Source organism: Bradyrhizobium sp. 17, from assembly GCF_023073515.1.
Taxonomy (GTDB): Bacteria; Pseudomonadota; Alphaproteobacteria; order Rhizobiales; family Xanthobacteraceae; genus Bradyrhizobium; species Bradyrhizobium canariense_D.
In genome coordinates this window covers 65,643-80,764 of sequence record NZ_JADPJQ010000130.1, presented here as the reverse complement: position 1 = coordinate 80,764, position 15,122 = coordinate 65,643, and the positions used below count along the sequence as shown (strand labels likewise).

Below are 15,122 nucleotides of genomic sequence, written 5' to 3'. Positions count from 1 at the left end.
CACGACGACCGGCGCAGCGTACTGGATCATCTGCTTTCGCGGCTGATAACAGCGAAATGGGTGGCGAGACCGTTTGCCTCGCGAATCATCCAATCAATTGCGCGCAAGAGTTCCCCGACCCGGCCGCCGCCAAGCGGCGCTGTCGGGTAGCGCCCCAAGACACGAACAAATCTAGGCGTCGCGCGCCGGGCGGCGTGCTCAATATAGTCTACACCGACACCGGGATTCGCAGCCGTTTCGAGTTCGAGGGCCCGTGCGGCGTGGGCCGCCGCGCCAAGAATGTGCCTGACCTGGGTCGATCGAGCCAGGGGATGAAGATACGCCGCGGATGAGGCACTCATCGCCGCGCGTGCGGCTTGGCTGGCTGCCGCACCTTTGGATTCGTTTGCTGCCTTCAGCGCTGCCCAGGCTGCATCGCGCAGGGTCTTTACCCGCTTGCCTCCCTTCGCGAAGGTCCGCGCTGCTTCGACTGCGTCACGCGGCCGGAAATCCACTGGATGCGCCCGCTCGAATATTTCCAGCACGTCCGCGGCGTTTGCCGCCGCATAGGCTGCAACCTCTCGGAGATCATCCATGTCAAGGGAGATTTCGTCTGCCATGCTTTCGCCCACCACCAGCTCCGGAGCACACCTATGAATGCTCTATGGTCGAATTCGATCGCCCAAGCAGGATGCCAGAAGATATGGATCACCTCATTGGATGACGACAGCGGAATGCAATCTCCAAGCTACCCGAACTGGCACCCCCTACCCCTCAAACGCGTCGATCGAGGCTTTGCTCCCACGCGAGACCAGCGTCTCATCCGGAGCGGCGAGCTGCTCGCCTTTGTCGCGAAAGCGGTTGGTGATGGGATAGCGGCGGTCGCGGCCGAAATTCCTGGCTGTGACCTTGACGCCGGGGGCGGCCTGGCGGCGCTTGTATTCGGCGACGTTGAGGAGATGGTCGATGCGGGTGACCGTCTCGCGGTCAAAGCCCGCGGCGATGATTATATCGAGCGGCTCTTCGCGCTCGATGAGACGCTCCAAGATGGCATCAAGCGCGTCGTAAGCCGGCAACGAATCCTGGTCGGTCTGGTTCTCGCGCAGCTCCGCGGTCGGCGGACGCGTGATGATGTCGGGCGGGATCACCTCACCGGCCGGCCCCAGCGCCCCCTCGGGCTTCCACGAATTACGCAAGCTTGCCAGCCGAAACACCTGTGTCTTGTAGATGTCCTTGATCGGATTGAAGCCGCCGTTCATGTCGCCATAGAGCGTGGCGTAGCCGACCGACATCTCCGACTTGTTGCCTGTGGTCACCACCATCAGGCCGGTCTTGTTCGAGATCGCCATCAGCAGCGTGCCGCGGGTGCGGGCCTGGAGATTCTCCTCGGTGACATCGGGCGGCAGATTCTTGAAGACGCCGGACAGGATGGTCTCGAACCCGTTCACCGCCTCCGCGATCGGCAGCACCTCGTAGCGGATGCCGAGATGGCCGGCGAGCTCGCCGGCGTCCGCAATCGAGCTTGCCGCGGTGTAGCGATAAGGCAGCATCACGCCGTGCACCTGATCGGAACCGAGTGCATCGACCGCGATCGCCGCGCACAGCGCGGAGTCGATGCCGCCGGAAATGCCGAGCAGCACACCAGGAAAGCCATTCTTGGCGACGTAGTCGCGCAGACCCAGCACGCAGGCCGCGTAGTCGGCGTGGTCGCCCTCGGGCTGCGCGGCGATCGGACCGGTGCAGCGCCAATCGTCGCCGCTTCTCGTGAAGTGCAGTGTGGTGATGCTCTCCGCGAACGCCGGCAATTGCGCTGCGAGCGAAAGGTCGCCGTTGAGCGCGAAGGAAGCACCGTCGAACACCAGCTCGTCCTGGCCGCAAACCTGGTTGAGATAGACCAGCGGCAGACCGCTCTCGGTGACGCGCGCGACCGCGACCGACAAACGCACGTCAGCCTTGTTGCGGGCGTAAGGAGATCCGTTCGGCACAAGGATGATCTCGGCGCCGGTCTCGGCCAGCGTCTCGACCACGTTCTCGTAGTCCTCGGACTCCTCCAGCCAGATGTCCTCGCAGATCGGCACACCGATGCGCACGCCGCGCACTGTGACGGGGCCCGCGGCAGGGCCGCGCGAAAACAGCCGCTTCTCGTCGAACACGCCGTAGTTCGGCAGATTGCATTTGAAGCGCAGGCCAGCGATACGGCCGCCATCGAGCAGCGCGCAGGCATTGTAGAGCCTGCCCTCCTCGACCCAGGGCGTGCCGACCAGCATGGCCGGCCCGCCATCGGCGGTCTCGCGCGCCAGCGCTTCGATCGAAGCGCGGCAGGCCGCCTGAAAGGAAGGCTTCTGCACGAGATCTTCCGGCGGGTAGCCGGCGATGAACAATTCCGGAAACAGCACGAGATCGGCACCGTCGGCGGCTGCCTGCACGCGCGCCGCGCGCGCTTTCGCGGCATTGCCCTCGATGTCGCCCATGGTCGGATTGAGCTGGGCGAGCGTGACCGCGAATGCGTTGAGACGTTCGGTCATGGCGCTCCGATCAGAGCATGATCCGGAAAAGAGTGAAGCGGTTTTCCGAAAAGAGCATGCTGAAAAAACAGTTTAAAGCGCGATACGCGCTTTAAAGAAATCCCAATCGCTCGATGATGGCGATGATCCAGAACGCGCCGGCCATCAGCAGCGCGACACCGACCGCGGCCGAGCCCATGTCCTTGACCCGTCCGATCTGCTTGTCGTGATCCATGGTCAGCCGGTCGGCAAGCTTCTCGATCGCCGTATTGAGCAGCTCGACCACCAGCACGAACGCGACCGCGCAGATCAGCTCGACCGCCCGCATCGCGGTCGCGCCGACGAACCACGCGAGCGGCAGCGACAAGAGGAGCGCAACGATTTCCTCGCGGACGGCCTGCTCCGAGCGGAACGCAAAGGCCAGACCGTTACGGGAATTGATCGTGGCCTTCCAGATTCGCAGCAAGGTCTCAGAGCCCCGCTGCGACCGGCATCGGCCTGACCTTGCCGGCGCGTTCCTGCTTGAGCAGTTCTGCGACCAGGAAAGCCATATCGATGGATTGCTCGGCATTGAGCCGGGGATCACAGACCGTGTGATAGCGGTCGTTGAGATCCTCGTCAGTGATCGCGCGGGCGCCGCCGAGGCACTCGGTGACGTCCTGGCCGGTCATCTCCAGATGCACGCCGCCGGCATGGGTGCCTTCCGCGGCGTGGATCGCGAAGAACGACTTCACCTCGGACAGGATGCGGTCGAAGGGGCGCGTCTTGTAACCCGACGTCGAGGTGATGGTGTTGCCGTGCATGGGATCGCACGACCAGACCACCACTTTGCCCTCGCGCTTTACGGCGCGGATCATGTTCGGCAGATGCTCGCCGATCTTGTCGGAACCGAAGCGGCCGATCAGCGTCAGCCGGCCCGGTTCGTTGTCGGGATTGAGCACGTCGATCAGCTTCAGCAGTTCGTCGGGCTTGAGCGACGGGCCGCATTTGAGCCCGATCGGATTCTTGATGCCGCGGAAATATTCGATATGGCCGTGGTCGAGCTGGCGGGTGCGGTCGCCGATCCAGATCATGTGGCCCGAGGTCGCGTACCAGTCGCCGGTGGTGGAATCGACCCGGGTCATGGCCTGCTCGTAGCCGAGCAGCAGGGCCTCGTGGCTGGTGTAGAAATCAGTGGCGCGCAGCTCGGGATGGGCCTCGAGATCGAGGCCGCAGGCGCGCATGAAGTTGAGCGCATCGGAGATGCGGTCGGCCAATTCCTTGTAGCGACGGGACTGCGGACTGTCCTTGAGGAAGCCGAGCATCCACTGATGCACGCTGCCGAGATTGGCGTAACCGCCGGTCGCGAACGCACGCAGCAGGTTCAGCGTCGCGGCCGACTGGCGATAGGCCATCAGCTGGCGCTGCGGATCAGGGACGCGCGCTTGCTTGGTGAAGGCGATGTCGTTGACGATGTCGCCGCGATAGCTCGGCAGCTCGACCCCGTCGATCTTCTCCATCGGCGAGGAGCGCGGCTTTGCGAACTGGCCGGCGACGCGCCCGACCTTCACCACCGGGACGGCGCCGGCATAGGTCAGTACCACCGCCATCTGGAGCAGCACGCGAAAGAAGTCGCGGATGTTGTTGGCGCCGTGCTCGGCAAAGCTCTCGGCGCAGTCGCCGCCCTGCAGCAGGAAGGCCTCTCCGGCCGCGACCCGCGCCAGCGCCTTCTTCAGATTGCGCGCCTCGCCCGCGAACACCAGCGGGGGAAAGGTCGCAAGCTGCGCCTCGACGTCGGCCAGGGCCTTGGCGTCGGGATAATCGGGCACCTGTAGCACCGGCTTGCTGCGCCAGGACTCGGGCGTCCACCGCTCGGACATCGCAATCTCTCCGTGAAGCAAAAAGCACAACCTGATCTGTGGGTTGCGAGGGTCGCCTTATACACAGGCTGGCCACCGGCCGCCAGTTGAAATCCGTCTGGCACTGCAAAGCCTTGCGGGGAAAGCCAAATTCGCATTTGCTGGGAAACGGCTTGGAAACTGGCAGATACCTTCGGTCCATGGACGCGGCACTGGACGACGTTTTCATCGACGAGATCAGCTTCCCGGCGACCGACGGGTATGCGCTGGCTGGCACGCTATTCCTGCCCCGCGGCACCAAACGTCATGCCGTGTTGGTCAATTCGGCGACTGCCGTCCCGCGAAAAATCTATCGCGGCTTTGCCTCCTATCTCGCCCATCGCGGCTGCGCAGTCCTGACCTACGACTATCGGGGCATCGGCGACTCCCGGCTGCCGGCGATGGTTGGCTACAACCAACCGAAATCGCTGGTCGGCTTCAAGGCCTCGATGTCGGACTGGGCCGCGCTCGATGTCACCGCCGCAGTGCACTGGATGCGCGAGCGCTACCACACTCTGCCCTTGGCCTATGTCGGGCACTCCTTTGGCGGCCAGGCGCTCGGGCTGATCGCGAACAACGCGGACATCTCGCGCGCCGCGTTCGTGGCCTCGCAGGCGGCGACCTGGCGGCTGATGACGTCGCCGGAAAAATACCGCGTCTTCGCCTTCATGAATTTTGTCGGCGTGCCGCTCGTCCACGCGCTCGGTTACGCGCCGGGCTGGGCCGGCATCGGCGAGGATCTGCCCAAGGGCGTCTTCCTGCAATGGGCCGAGTGGGTCTCGAGCCCCCGTTATCTCTTCGATTCAAAGCTGCCGGCGCTGGAGAATTTCGCCAGGTTCAAGGGCGAGTTGCGCACACTCTGCTTCTCCGACGATCCCTGGGCGACGCGGCCCGCGGTCGAGCTGCTTGCGAGCGGATTCACCGCAATCAAGCCGGAGGTAATCAACGTGAAGCCGTCCGACGTCGGCGCCAAGGCGATTGGCCATTTCGGCTTCTTCCACCCCGAACATCGCGACACATTGTGGCGTGGCGTCGCGGAATGGATCCAGGGAGAATAGACAGTGCTTACCGGAGGATCGTGGTCAGCGACGAGTAGCGCTTGTTCGGCTTGGCTTCGCCCGGCGCGAATTGCGCAAACGCCTCGCTGACGCGGACCGCCGGCGGCGTATCGCCGGCGAAACGAAACTCCTTCGGCCGCGGCGCATAGAAGCTGGCGCTGTAATAAACGTCGTCGAAGCGCGCCTCGCCGATCCCGAACATTGCGTCGCACGCAAACAGAAGTGCGTAGACTCCCGCGATTGCGACGACGACCTCCCTGAGAACTGACATGCTGATGCCCCACCCTTTTGCAGGCAGGATGCACGCCGGTTCCAAAGCCGGGGTTTAAGGCCGCGCGGTTCTTGTCCGCACGGTTTGCCGCAGCTGAGCGGAATGCAGACAATTTTATCGATCTCGAAAAAGAGCCCGCCTCCACGGGTGGTCAGGCGGGCTCCAGGCTTGGCCGCTCGGGAGGTATCAAACGGCCAGATTCATCCAGACCGCCTTGGGCTCGGTGAAATTGTCTAGCGCGGCGGTGCCGTGCTCGCGGCCGAGGCCGGAGTCGCGCTCGCCGCCCCAGGGCAGCCGCACGTCGGTATAGCCATAGGTGTTCATCCAGACTGTGCCCGCGCGCGCTCGCTTGGCGAAGCGCTGCAGCTTGCCGATGTCGCGGCTCCAGACGCCGGCGGCGAGACTGTAAGCCGTGCCGTTGGCAATCCGCAAAGCGTCGGCCTCGTCCTTGAACTTGATGACACTGACGACCGGGCCAAAGATCTCTTCCTGCGAGATCCGCATCTCGTGCGCGACATTCGCGAACACCGCGGGGCTGATGAAGTAGCCGCGATCGCCGACCTTCTCGCCACCGGTGACGAGGGTCGCGCCCTCCTTCCGGCCGATGTCGACATAATCGAGGACCGACTTCATCTGCTTCTCGGAGATGACGGGACCGAGCACCGTCTTGCGGTCGAGCGGGTCGCCGATCCTGAGCAACTTTGCGCGCGCCGCCAGCCGCTCGACGACCTCGTCATAGGCCTTCTCCTGCACCAGCACGCGGGAGCCGGCCGAGCAGACCTGGCCCGCATTGAAGAAGATGCCGGAAGCCGCAGCTTTCGATGCGGCTTCGAGATCGGCATCGTCGAAAATGACGTTGGCCGACTTGCCTCCCAGCTCGAGCGAGATGCGCTTGAAGTTGCTTGCGGCGCCCTTCATGATTCCCCGCCCGACACCGGGAGAGCCGGTGAAGGTGACCTTGTCGACGTCAGGGTGATTGACCAGCGCGTCGCCGACGACGCGGCCGGGGCCAGTGACGACGTTGAAGACGCCCGCCGGCAGGCCGGCTTCGAGCGCGAGCTCGGCGATGCGTAGCGCCGACAGCGAGGTCAGCTCGGCCGGCTTCATCACGATGGTGCACCCGCAGGCCAGCGCCGGCGCGAGCTTCCACATCCCGATCATCAGCGGGAAATTCCAGGGCACGATCGCCGCGACCACGCCGACCGGCTCGCGCACGGTGTAGGTCAGGGCATCATCGCGCACGGGCACGACGTCGCCGCTGATCTTGTCGGCCCAACCGGCGTAGTAGATCAGCGTGTCGACGGCGGCCGGAAAATCCTGCCGCGATGTCGCGGCGATCGGCTTGCCCGCATCGATCGACTCGAGTTCGATGATCTCCTCGGCGTGAGCCTTGAGCAGGTCTGCCCAGCGTAGCAGGATCTGGCCGCGCTCGGACGCCCGCATCGTGCGCCAGGGGCCTTCGAAGGCCCGGCGCGCGGCCGCTACTGCATGATCGACATCGGCCTCGTTGCCTTCGGCGACGATGGCGATGACCTGCCCGGTGGCCGGATTGAGCGAGTTGAATGTGCGACCGGAGCTCGCCGGGACGCGGCGACCGTCGATCAGCAGATGCTGCGGCCGGGACATGAACTCGGTGGCCGGCGAGTGTGCAAAGTCATATGCAACAGACATCATATTCCTCCAGTTCTGGTATACCAGACTAGGCGCCTGTGGACGGGAGTAAATATGATATGGATTGCAAATGGACCGCGGTCATATGAAATGTAGTTCATAGGGAGGACCAATGCTTCAGATCGAGATCGAGGCCGTCTGGCGGTTTCGCCGGGAGGGCAATCCGCGCACCGCCGTCATCATGCTTGGCGTCCTCAACGAGATCAGGAGAACCGGGAAGATCACCAGCGCGGCCAAGGATGCGCACCTCTCCTATCGCCATGTCTGGAATCTGATCGAGCAATGGTCGGAGTTCTTCGGCACGCCGCTGGTGGAAACCCAGCGCGGCAAGGGCTCGAAACTCACGCCGTTCGGCGAGCGGCTGGTGTGGGCGGGCGAGCGCATGCAGGCCCGGCTCGGACCTCAGCTTGAGAATCTGGCACAGGAGCTGGCGAGCGAGATCAAGCCGTTCCTCGAGCAGCGCCCGTCGGTGATCCGCGTGCATGCCAGCCACGGTTTTGCGGTCGCAAAACTGCGCGAATTCCTCGACCGCGAGCCCGGCATCGGCGTCGATCTGCGCTATGTCAGCAACCAGCATTCGCTGGTCTCGCTGGCGCAGGGCGCCTGCGATCTCTCCGGCCTGCATCTGCCGCACGGCGCGCTGCGCGCCCAGGGCATCAAGGCTGCGCGCGAATTGCTCGATCCGCGCGAGGATCGCATCATCAGCTTCGTCACACGCGAAATGGGATTGATGGTCGCGCGCGGCAATCCGCTGCGCATTGCTTCGCTTGGTGATCTCACCGGACCCAAAGTCCGCTTCGTCAACCGCGACCACGATTCCGGCACGCGGCTTCTGTTCGACCAACTGCTTGCGGCAAACGGCATCGACGAGAGCAGGATCAACGGCGCGCAGCAGATCGAATTCACCCACGCCGCGGTCGCAGCCTATGTCGCGAGCGGCATGGCTGATGCGAGCTTCGGCGTCGAAGCCGCCGCCCGGCATTTCGGCCTCGATTTCATCCGGCTCCTGACCGAGGATTATTTCTTCGTCTGCAAGCGCGCGTTCCTGGACACCGGGCCGATGCAACGCATCCTGGAGATCGTCCGCAGCGCCGATTTTCGCGCAGCCGTCGCCACCCTGCCCGGTTATGTGCCGTCGGACACGGGCACCGTCACCGGCGTGAAGGCGTTTCTGGAGATGCACGCCGTGCGATGATGCCGGAGGATGCCATCGCCTTCCGCGCCGGTCAGATCGCCGGCTCGCCCTTGAGCGCCGACATGACCCGCTCGCCCTGCGCGGTCAGCCGGTACGTCACCAGCGGACGGCTCGACGGCGGCTTTCGCGCGAGCTCGACGATGTAGCCGCGCACCATCAGGGCTTCGAAACTGCCGTAATAGCCGAACATGCTGATCTGGTTCTGCCTGAGCAGCTTGAACTCGCGCAAGAGCCGTATCTCGTTGCCCGACAGCAGCGACCGGCGCACGCGCTGAACGAACCGCGCGCGCTGCTCGAACCAGTTTTTATCCGGCAGTTCGTGCGAGGCTGGTGCGGGGGCCCGTTCGCAGGGACGCGCGTCCTGCGCAATCTCGACCATCACCTGCGGCAGGCACGGCATGCTGCTGGCGACAACCGCGTCCTTCGCAACGTCGAGCAACGCGAGCGGCCAGCGCCGCTTGTTGTCCACCATGACCGGCGGTGGCACGACGCTGTCGCGCACCAGCTGCTCGAAGCGTCCGGCGGTCACGCCGACATAGGCCGCCGCGCGACGGCGATCGACCAGACGCGTGTCCGGCGCGACCTCGCAAACAATGTTCTCGTCCACCCGGGATCCCCTGGCGCCTCGTTGCGCATGGCATGACGGCCCGACAGGACCGGCCAAGCCGGCGGCGAACCTAGGTGGGAGGAGCGCACTCGAAAAGCACAGAATTTCGTACACGTTGATGCCGTTTCGGCAACGGCTATAGTCCGGCCGGGGGTCCCATGCGATTTCACTCACCAGCCATCCAGTACTTCCACGCCGTCCGCCGCACCGGCTCGATCCGGGCCGCTGCGCGCATGCTGAACGTTGCCTCGTCGGCCGTAAGCCGCCAGATTCTCAAGCTTGAACAGGAGGTTGGGTCACCCTTGTTCGAGCGCAATGCGCGCGGCCTGACGCTGACGACGGTCGGCGAGATGTTGGCCCGGCACGTCATGAACGTGCTCCAGGACCTCGACCGCTTCCGCTCGGACGTCGCATCCCTGGCGGGGACTTGGCACGGCACCGTCAGCATTGCCTGCATCGAGTCGCTCACGGAGTCGGTGCTGCCCGACCTGATAGCCTCCCATCGCGGCCGCGCCCGGCGCGTCAGCTTCACCACCGAGGTGAAGGGATCGTCGGACGTGCTGGAGGCCCTGAGCCGCGGCGAGGCCGACATCGGCATCGCCATGGCGCTGCGGCATCCGCCGGACCTGCGCCAGGTCGCCTTGAAACGGTTTCGCCTGGGCGCGGTCGTCGCGCGCGAGCATCCACTGGCGCGCGGCAAGACGGTCACGCTGCCCCAATGTCTCGCCTTTCCCGTCATCCACGCGCTGCCGGAGCTGTCGATCTATCATCTGCTCCAGCCGCTGATCGCGCAGCTCTCCGAGACACCGGAGCCGGCCATCCAGGCCAACTCGATCGACCTCATGCGCGAGCTCGCGGCGCGCGGCGTCGGCGTCGCCTTCCAGACCCAGCTCGGCATCAGCAGGCTGTCGCGCGACAGCCGGCTCGTCTTCCTGCCGCTCGACAATGCCGGCAGCCCGGTGTGGTCAGATCTCGGCATCTACGTTCGCGCCGAGCGCACCCTCCCCGCTTACACGGAATCCTTCCTCCAGGAGCTGGTGCGCGAACTGGGCGAGCGCGAGCGGCGGGAAAACGCGGCGCATCCGCAGATCGCCTGATCAAACGCCGACGGTCTGACGTTCAGCCGTGGCCGACCCCCTTGCGCTGGCCGCTATCGCCGAGGCGGTCGACCCAGGCGATGCCGATCGCGGAGATGATGAAGGTCAGGTGGATCAGCACCTGCCACATCACGCCGCTCTCGGTGAAATTGCTCCGCGTCGTGCCGAGATTGCCCGCCTCGATGAAGGTCCTGAGCAGCGAGATCGAGGAGATGCCGATGATCGCCATCGCAAGCTTGATCTTGAGCACGCTGGCATTGACGTGGCTGAGCCATTCCGGCTCGTCCGGATGACCGCTGAGGTTCAGGCGCGAGACGAAGGTCTCGTAACCGCCGACGATCACCATCACCAGCAGGTTCGAGATCATCACGACGTCGATCAGCCCGAGCACGACCAGCATGATCTGCTGCTCGCTGGCGTCGAACGAGTGCACGACCAGGTGCCAGAGCTCCTTCAGGAACAGCAGCACATAGACGGCCTGCGCGACGATGAGGCCGACATAAAGCGGGACCTGCAGCCAGCGCGAGCCAAAGATGAGTTGGGCAAACGGGCCGATTTGCGGCGCCGGCACGGAATCCGCCGAAGGTGCTTTGGGTTCCGACGTCATTGATCACTCCGGATGATGGACAGGCGCGTTGCCTCAGAGACTCGCGATCACAGGCGCGAGCTCGAGCGATCCGCGATAGATCATCTCGAAGGCGACGTAAACGATGATGGCGAGGCCGACATAGCCGATCCAGCGCTGCTTCTGGAGCACGCGGCCGAGCAAATCGGCGGCGACGCCCATCAGCGCGACCGACAACAGCAGGCCGAACGCGAGGATGTAGGGATGCTCGCGCGCAGCGCCCGCGACCGCGAGCACGTTGTCGAGCGACATCGAGACGTCGGCGGCGACGATCTGCACCGCCGCCTGCCTGAAGGTCTTTCGGGACGCAGGCGCAGCGCTGCTGCCGCCATGGCTGAACGCGAGCTCGTTCGCATGCGCGGACTGCTCGCGCAGCTCCCGCCACATCTTCCAGCACACCCAGAGCAGCAGCACGCCGCCGGCGAGCAATAGCCCGATCACTTGCAGAAGCTGGGTCGCGACGCCGGCAAAGACGATGCGCAGGGCGGTGGCGGCGATGATGCCGACGACGATGGCGCGCCGGCGCTGATCGGCCGGGAGGCCGGCTGCGGCAAGGCCGATGACGACGGCGTTGTCGCCGGCGAGCACGAGGTCGATCAGGACGACCTGAAGCAGCGCGGTCAGCGCTTCGGTGGTGATGAATTCAGTCATGATTGGTCATTTTTCAGTGCGGACGGATCGAGCCAGTGCGGCTTCTTCCGCTCTACCCAATCCAGAACCTTGGCGCGCCCGGAGCGCAGCGCGGGCACGTCTTCCGCGAGCAAAGCGAGGCCGAGCGGTAGCATCCAGACGCCGAGCACCGGCAGGAAGGAGAGCACGCCGCCGACAATCAGCAGCGCACCCGAAGGGATTCTCACCCAGCGGCTGGATGGCTTGAGCAGATAGGTGACGGTGTCGCCCATGCGCGGCGGCAGGCGACGGACAAGCTTGTCGAGGCGCGGGTCGCCGCCAGCCATCTGGCCGCTAGCGCCCGCAGTCCCTGTCTTATCCTCGTCCGAAACTACGCTCATGCTTACTCCTCGGCGGCGATGCGCTGTTCGGCGCGCACTGCACCCGGCGTCACCTGCTTTGCGCGCGGCAGCACCAGCGTCAGCAGACGCAACAGCTTGATAGCCTGCACTTCGTGGGGATGCACGTCCTCGTCTGCGGCCGCGACGCGCTCCGACAGTTCCATCAAATGAGCCGACAGCGGCAGGTCTGAAACCGGACGCAAATTCTCGATCACCACATTGGCGAAATCCGGCTCCTCGAGTCGTTCAGCAAGCTCGTCGAACATCGCGTAGAGCCGGTCGTCCGAGATATGCGGCGCCAGCTTGCGATCCCGGATGAACCGGACGACCTCGTCGCGTTCGACCGGCGAAACTTGCCGGTCGGCGACGGCAACCAGCGCGCCGACGATCACCAGTGCCACCGCAGCCTGCTCGTTCAGGCTGGACGGCTCGGTGATCTCGATTTCGATCGGATTTGAATGCTTGGCGTCGGACATCGTTGCTCCCTTATCTTGCGAAAGACCGCACGGAGCTGCGATGGGGACGATTCGGTCGGAGAGACTCTCAAGAAGGCCCGACGATCGGCCGATCCATCGCATTCGCGCGGGACAGGTCATCCGACATCACGAGGTTTTGCCGACAGCGTCGACTTCCTCGCCAGAGGGGCCCGGATTCTTGTTCGTTTCACACATAAAGATGGGGCTGTAGAAATCAAGACGACGCGACTGCGACCAGCCGCCGCATCGGGTTCCGTGTTTCCACATTGGCTAAGCAGTTCTGCGCGCTCCGCACCTGCGATCATGTCTTTTACTGTCATCGCCCGCGCAGGCGGGCGATCCAGTACTCCGAGACGTCCGTAGTTTGTCGAGAAGCCGCAGCGTACTGGATTCCCCGCCTGCGCGGGGAATGACAGCGGAGTGCGGAGCACTCAGCCTACCCCACCTGCTCGACAAGATGCGCCCGCGAGGGCGACGGCTCGAACCTGTCGCCGAAATATTGCGTCTCGTGCGCCACGAGGTCGTCGCGGAATTCCATGATACTCACGACGTAAGACGGCACCCCGTCATAGGTCAGCACGAATTCGCTCACCCAGAGATCGTTACTGCCGACGATCCGCCGAACCGTGAAGCGCTTCTTGTTCGGCTGCACGAACCGGCTCTCTTGAATCTTCCTGCGACCGCGGATGCGCTCGCCGGACTGCGGATAGTCGAGCACCGCGTCCTCGCGATAGATGTCGTGCTCGGCCTCGAAATCGTTCGCATCCGAAGCATCCCAATGGCGCTGGAGCGCGGCCAGCTTGCCCTGATCATCCATCGTGATCTCCCGTTGTACCGACTGCGTTTACGTTACGCATTTCAAATTGGCCTCAGGGCCGCCGGTGGCAAGGCTTGCTCGCAACGTCTAACAACGACTAACGAGCCAAAAACCCCATCCGATGCAATGATGACGGCAGAACCGCGCAGCCAGATCGGGAACACGCAATGGCACGTCTGCTTTCGGTCAATGTCGGCCTGCCGCGCGACGTCGCTTGGCAGGGTCGGACCGTCCACACCGGCATCTGGAAGGCACAGGTCACAGGCCCGCGCAGGGTGCGCCGGCTCAACATCGATGGCGACGGCCAGGGCGATACGGCCGGTCATGGCGGCGAACATCGTGCCGTATTCGTCTATCAGGATGAATCCTATCGGTACTGGCAGGAGCATCTGGGTCGATCGAACCTCGTTCATGGCCAGTTCGGCGAGAACTTTACGGTCGAGGGCCTCGCCGACACCAACGTGTGCATCGGAGACCGCTACAGGATCGGCTCCGCGGTGTTCGAAGTGACGCAGCCGCGCGTCACCTGCTACCGTCTCGGCATTCGCATGGACGAGCCGGACATGGCCGCGCTGCTCGTCAGGCACGGGCGGCCCGGATTCTATTTCCGTGTGATCGAGGAAGGCGACGTCGAAGCCGGTGACGAGATCACACAGATCGCTGTGGGACCCGAGCGCATGAGCGTGTTCGAGATCAATGCGCTGCTTTACCTGCCGCCTCATCCGCGCGAGCGCCTGGAGCGCGCGCTGCGGATTCCCGCGCTGAGCCGCGGCTGGCGCCGTTCTTTCGAGGCGCTGCTCGAGCAGCAGAAGGACAACAAGACCGCGGGAAACGCCGGGGTTGGGCCGGCGGCGAGCCCAGCTCCGGCCTGGCGCGGATTCCGCTCCTTTCGCGTGGCGCGAAAGATCGCCGAAAGGGGCAACGTGACGTCGCTGATCCTCGAACCCGCCGACGGACATCCCGTGGCGGCCGCCCTGCCCGGTCAATTCGTCGTCATCAAGCTCGAGCCCTCCGGTGCGCAGGCGATGACACGCAGCTATTCGCTGTCGAGCGGCGCCGATGCCGCGTCCTATCGCGTCAGCATCAAGCGCGAAGTTCACGGCGCCGCCAGCCGTTACATTGCCGACGAGCTGCTGGCCGGCGCTGCCGTGCAACTAGGCGCGCCACGCGGCAGTTTCACGCTCCGGCAAGATGCACGCCCCGTCATCCTGTTGAGCGCCGGCATCGGCGTCACCCCTTTGCTCGCAATGCTTCACGCGCTCGCCGCCGAAGCGACGACGCGGGACGTGTGGTGGCTGCACGGCGCTCGCAATGGCCGCGAACATGCGTTCGCCGCCGAGGCGCGCGAATTGCTAGGTGGGCTCTCTCGTCACCATAGCCACGTCTGCTACAGCGCGCCTGACCCGGACGATCGTCTCAATGTGGCGTTCGACACAGCCGGACATCTCGACGCACGCCTGCTCCAGACCCTGAGCGTGCCGCGTGACGGCGATTTCTATCTGTGCGGACCGGCAGGTTTCATGAACGATCTGAAAGCTGGCCTCACCACGTTGGGCGTCGCACCGGATCGCATTCACACCGAATTGTTCGGCGCCGGACCGTCCTTGACGCCCGGCATAGCGTCCTCCCCGCAGAAGCGGGCGCACCCGCCGATCGGTGCCCCCGGCCCCGGCCCGATGGTTTCGTTCGCCCGGAGTGGCCTCAATGTCCGCTGGGGACCATCCTATGCCAGCCTGCTGGAATTGGCCGAGGCGTGCGACGTCCCCGTGCGCTGGTCGTGCCGGACCGGCGTCTGCCACAATTGCGAGAGCGGGTTGATCGCGGGGACGGTTGACTATGCGCCGGATCCGCTCGATCCGCCGGCGGACGGCAATGTCCTGATGTGCTGCTCACGACCCCGAAACGACGTCGTGGTTGATCTGTAAAAGTGGGAGA

Annotated in this window: 16 protein-coding genes; 4 read left to right on the top strand and 12 right to left on the bottom strand. The window is 64.6% G+C overall.

Going from position 1 to position 15,122, the window contains the following annotated elements; translation table 11 throughout:
- Window positions 1-26: 26 nt before the first annotated feature.
- The 4 genes from IVB13_RS36490 to IVB13_RS36475 form a co-directional block, all read right to left on the bottom strand.
- Window positions 27-599 (bottom strand): putative immunity protein, encoded by a 573-nt coding sequence (locus IVB13_RS36490; protein WP_204510900.1) that lies wholly within the window; start codon window positions 597-599, stop codon window positions 27-29.
- A 147-nt stretch (window positions 600-746) separates the two neighbouring features.
- Window positions 747-2,504 (bottom strand): NAD+ synthase, encoded by a 1,758-nt coding sequence (locus IVB13_RS36485; RefSeq protein WP_247406553.1) that lies wholly within the window; start codon window positions 2,502-2,504, stop codon window positions 747-749.
- Window positions 2,505-2,595: 91 nt separating this feature from the next.
- A complete protein-coding gene (locus IVB13_RS36480) occupies window positions 2,596-2,949 on the bottom strand; it encodes a diacylglycerol kinase (RefSeq protein ID WP_018459355.1) in 354 nt (117 codons plus the stop codon).
- 4 nt (window positions 2,950-2,953) lie between these two features.
- On the bottom strand, window positions 2,954-4,342 hold the full coding sequence (locus tag IVB13_RS36475; protein ID WP_085395858.1) for a 3-deoxy-7-phosphoheptulonate synthase class II: 1,389 nt from the start codon (window positions 4,340-4,342) through the stop codon (window positions 2,954-2,956).
- A gap of 179 nt (window positions 4,343-4,521) precedes the next feature.
- Here IVB13_RS36475 and IVB13_RS36470 point away from each other — a divergent pair, with 179 nt between their 5' ends.
- A complete protein-coding gene (locus IVB13_RS36470; RefSeq protein WP_247492419.1) occupies window positions 4,522-5,418 on the top strand; it encodes an alpha/beta fold hydrolase in 897 nt (298 codons plus the stop codon).
- A 7-nt stretch (window positions 5,419-5,425) separates the two neighbouring features.
- On the opposite strand, the gene IVB13_RS36465 is transcribed toward IVB13_RS36470, so the two are convergent.
- Together IVB13_RS36465 and IVB13_RS36460 are read right to left on the bottom strand one after the other, a co-directional pair.
- On the bottom strand, window positions 5,426-5,689 hold the full coding sequence (locus IVB13_RS36465; protein WP_085352740.1) for a hypothetical protein: 264 nt from the start codon (window positions 5,687-5,689) through the stop codon (window positions 5,426-5,428).
- Between the two features lie 186 nt (window positions 5,690-5,875).
- Window positions 5,876-7,360, bottom strand: a complete 1,485-nt coding sequence (locus IVB13_RS36460) for an aldehyde dehydrogenase family protein (protein ID WP_247492417.1) — start codon at window positions 7,358-7,360, stop codon at window positions 5,876-5,878.
- A gap of 112 nt (window positions 7,361-7,472) precedes the next feature.
- On the opposite strand from IVB13_RS36460, the gene IVB13_RS36455 reads away from it, so the two are divergent.
- On the top strand, window positions 7,473-8,555 hold the full coding sequence (locus IVB13_RS36455; protein ID WP_247492414.1) for a substrate-binding domain-containing protein: 1,083 nt from the start codon (window positions 7,473-7,475) through the stop codon (window positions 8,553-8,555).
- A gap of 31 nt (window positions 8,556-8,586) precedes the next feature.
- On the opposite strand, the gene IVB13_RS36450 is transcribed toward IVB13_RS36455, so the two are convergent.
- The gene (locus IVB13_RS36450; protein WP_247398332.1) at window positions 8,587-9,162 is read right to left on the bottom strand and encodes a hypothetical protein; all 576 of its coding nucleotides are present in this window, start codon (window positions 9,160-9,162) and stop codon (window positions 8,587-8,589) included.
- 158 nt (window positions 9,163-9,320) lie between these two features.
- Between IVB13_RS36450 and IVB13_RS36445 the strand changes: the two genes are divergently transcribed.
- Entirely contained in the window at window positions 9,321-10,259 is a 939-nt protein-coding gene (locus tag IVB13_RS36445) for a LysR family transcriptional regulator (RefSeq protein ID WP_085362156.1), read from the top strand.
- Window positions 10,260-10,281: 22 nt separating this feature from the next.
- On the opposite strand, the gene IVB13_RS36440 is transcribed toward IVB13_RS36445, so the two are convergent.
- The 5 genes from IVB13_RS36440 to IVB13_RS36420 form a co-directional block, all read right to left on the bottom strand.
- Complete coding sequence (locus IVB13_RS36440; protein ID WP_085352737.1) at window positions 10,282-10,866, bottom strand: TIGR00645 family protein; 585 nt, start codon at window positions 10,864-10,866, stop codon at window positions 10,282-10,284.
- Between the two features lie 33 nt (window positions 10,867-10,899).
- Window positions 10,900-11,535 carry a TerC family protein gene (locus IVB13_RS36435; RefSeq protein WP_018459362.1) on the bottom strand — a complete coding sequence of 212 codons (636 nt, stop codon included), beginning with the start codon at window positions 11,533-11,535 and terminating at the stop codon, window positions 10,900-10,902.
- Window positions 11,532-11,894: a hypothetical protein gene (locus IVB13_RS36430; protein ID WP_247492412.1), complete on the bottom strand. Its 363-nt coding sequence runs from the start codon at window positions 11,892-11,894 to the stop codon at window positions 11,532-11,534. The genes IVB13_RS36435 and IVB13_RS36430 overlap by 4 nt, the downstream gene beginning before the upstream one ends.
- A gap of 2 nt (window positions 11,895-11,896) precedes the next feature.
- Window positions 11,897-12,370, bottom strand: a complete 474-nt coding sequence (locus IVB13_RS36425) for a tellurite resistance TerB family protein (RefSeq protein ID WP_247406567.1) — start codon at window positions 12,368-12,370, stop codon at window positions 11,897-11,899.
- Between the two features lie 436 nt (window positions 12,371-12,806).
- The gene (locus IVB13_RS36420) at window positions 12,807-13,187 is read right to left on the bottom strand and encodes a nuclear transport factor 2 family protein (RefSeq protein ID WP_204510894.1); all 381 of its coding nucleotides are present in this window, start codon (window positions 13,185-13,187) and stop codon (window positions 12,807-12,809) included.
- Window positions 13,188-13,354: 167 nt separating this feature from the next.
- Between IVB13_RS36420 and IVB13_RS36415 the strand changes: the two genes are divergently transcribed.
- Entirely contained in the window at window positions 13,355-15,112 is a 1,758-nt protein-coding gene (locus IVB13_RS36415; RefSeq protein WP_247492410.1) for an MOSC and FAD-binding oxidoreductase domain-containing protein, read from the top strand.
- Window positions 15,113-15,122 lie beyond the last annotated feature (10 nt).

What these genes read in the sequence shown, in the direction of transcription:
- IVB13_RS36490 (WP_204510900.1), bottom strand. Translation starts at nt 599, where the DNA reads ATGGCAGACGAAATCTCCCTTGACATGGATGATCTCCGAGAGGTTGCA.
- IVB13_RS36420 (WP_204510894.1), bottom strand. Translation starts at nt 13,187, where the DNA reads ATGGATGATCAGGGCAAGCTGGCCGCGCTCCAGCGCCATTGGGATGCT.
- IVB13_RS36425 (WP_247406567.1), bottom strand. Translation starts at nt 12,370, where the DNA reads ATGTCCGACGCCAAGCATTCAAATCCGATCGAAATCGAGATCACCGAG.
- IVB13_RS36470 (WP_247492419.1), top strand. Translation starts at nt 4,522, where the DNA reads ATGGACGCGGCACTGGACGACGTTTTCATCGACGAGATCAGCTTCCCG.
- IVB13_RS36475 (WP_085395858.1), bottom strand. Translation starts at nt 4,342, where the DNA reads ATGTCCGAGCGGTGGACGCCCGAGTCCTGGCGCAGCAAGCCGGTGCTA.
- IVB13_RS36455 (WP_247492414.1), top strand. Translation starts at nt 7,473, where the DNA reads ATGCTTCAGATCGAGATCGAGGCCGTCTGGCGGTTTCGCCGGGAGGGC.
- IVB13_RS36430 (WP_247492412.1), bottom strand. Translation starts at nt 11,894, where the DNA reads ATGAGCGTAGTTTCGGACGAGGATAAGACAGGGACTGCGGGCGCTAGC.
- IVB13_RS36485 (WP_247406553.1), bottom strand. Translation starts at nt 2,504, where the DNA reads ATGACCGAACGTCTCAACGCATTCGCGGTCACGCTCGCCCAGCTCAAT.
- IVB13_RS36445 (WP_085362156.1), top strand. Translation starts at nt 9,321, where the DNA reads ATGCGATTTCACTCACCAGCCATCCAGTACTTCCACGCCGTCCGCCGC.
- IVB13_RS36460 (WP_247492417.1), bottom strand. Translation starts at nt 7,360, where the DNA reads ATGTCTGTTGCATATGACTTTGCACACTCGCCGGCCACCGAGTTCATG.
- IVB13_RS36415 (WP_247492410.1), top strand. Translation starts at nt 13,355, where the DNA reads ATGGCACGTCTGCTTTCGGTCAATGTCGGCCTGCCGCGCGACGTCGCT.
- IVB13_RS36465 (WP_085352740.1), bottom strand. Translation starts at nt 5,689, where the DNA reads ATGTCAGTTCTCAGGGAGGTCGTCGTCGCAATCGCGGGAGTCTACGCA.
- IVB13_RS36435 (WP_018459362.1), bottom strand. Translation starts at nt 11,535, where the DNA reads ATGACTGAATTCATCACCACCGAAGCGCTGACCGCGCTGCTTCAGGTC.
- IVB13_RS36440 (WP_085352737.1), bottom strand. Translation starts at nt 10,866, where the DNA reads ATGACGTCGGAACCCAAAGCACCTTCGGCGGATTCCGTGCCGGCGCCG.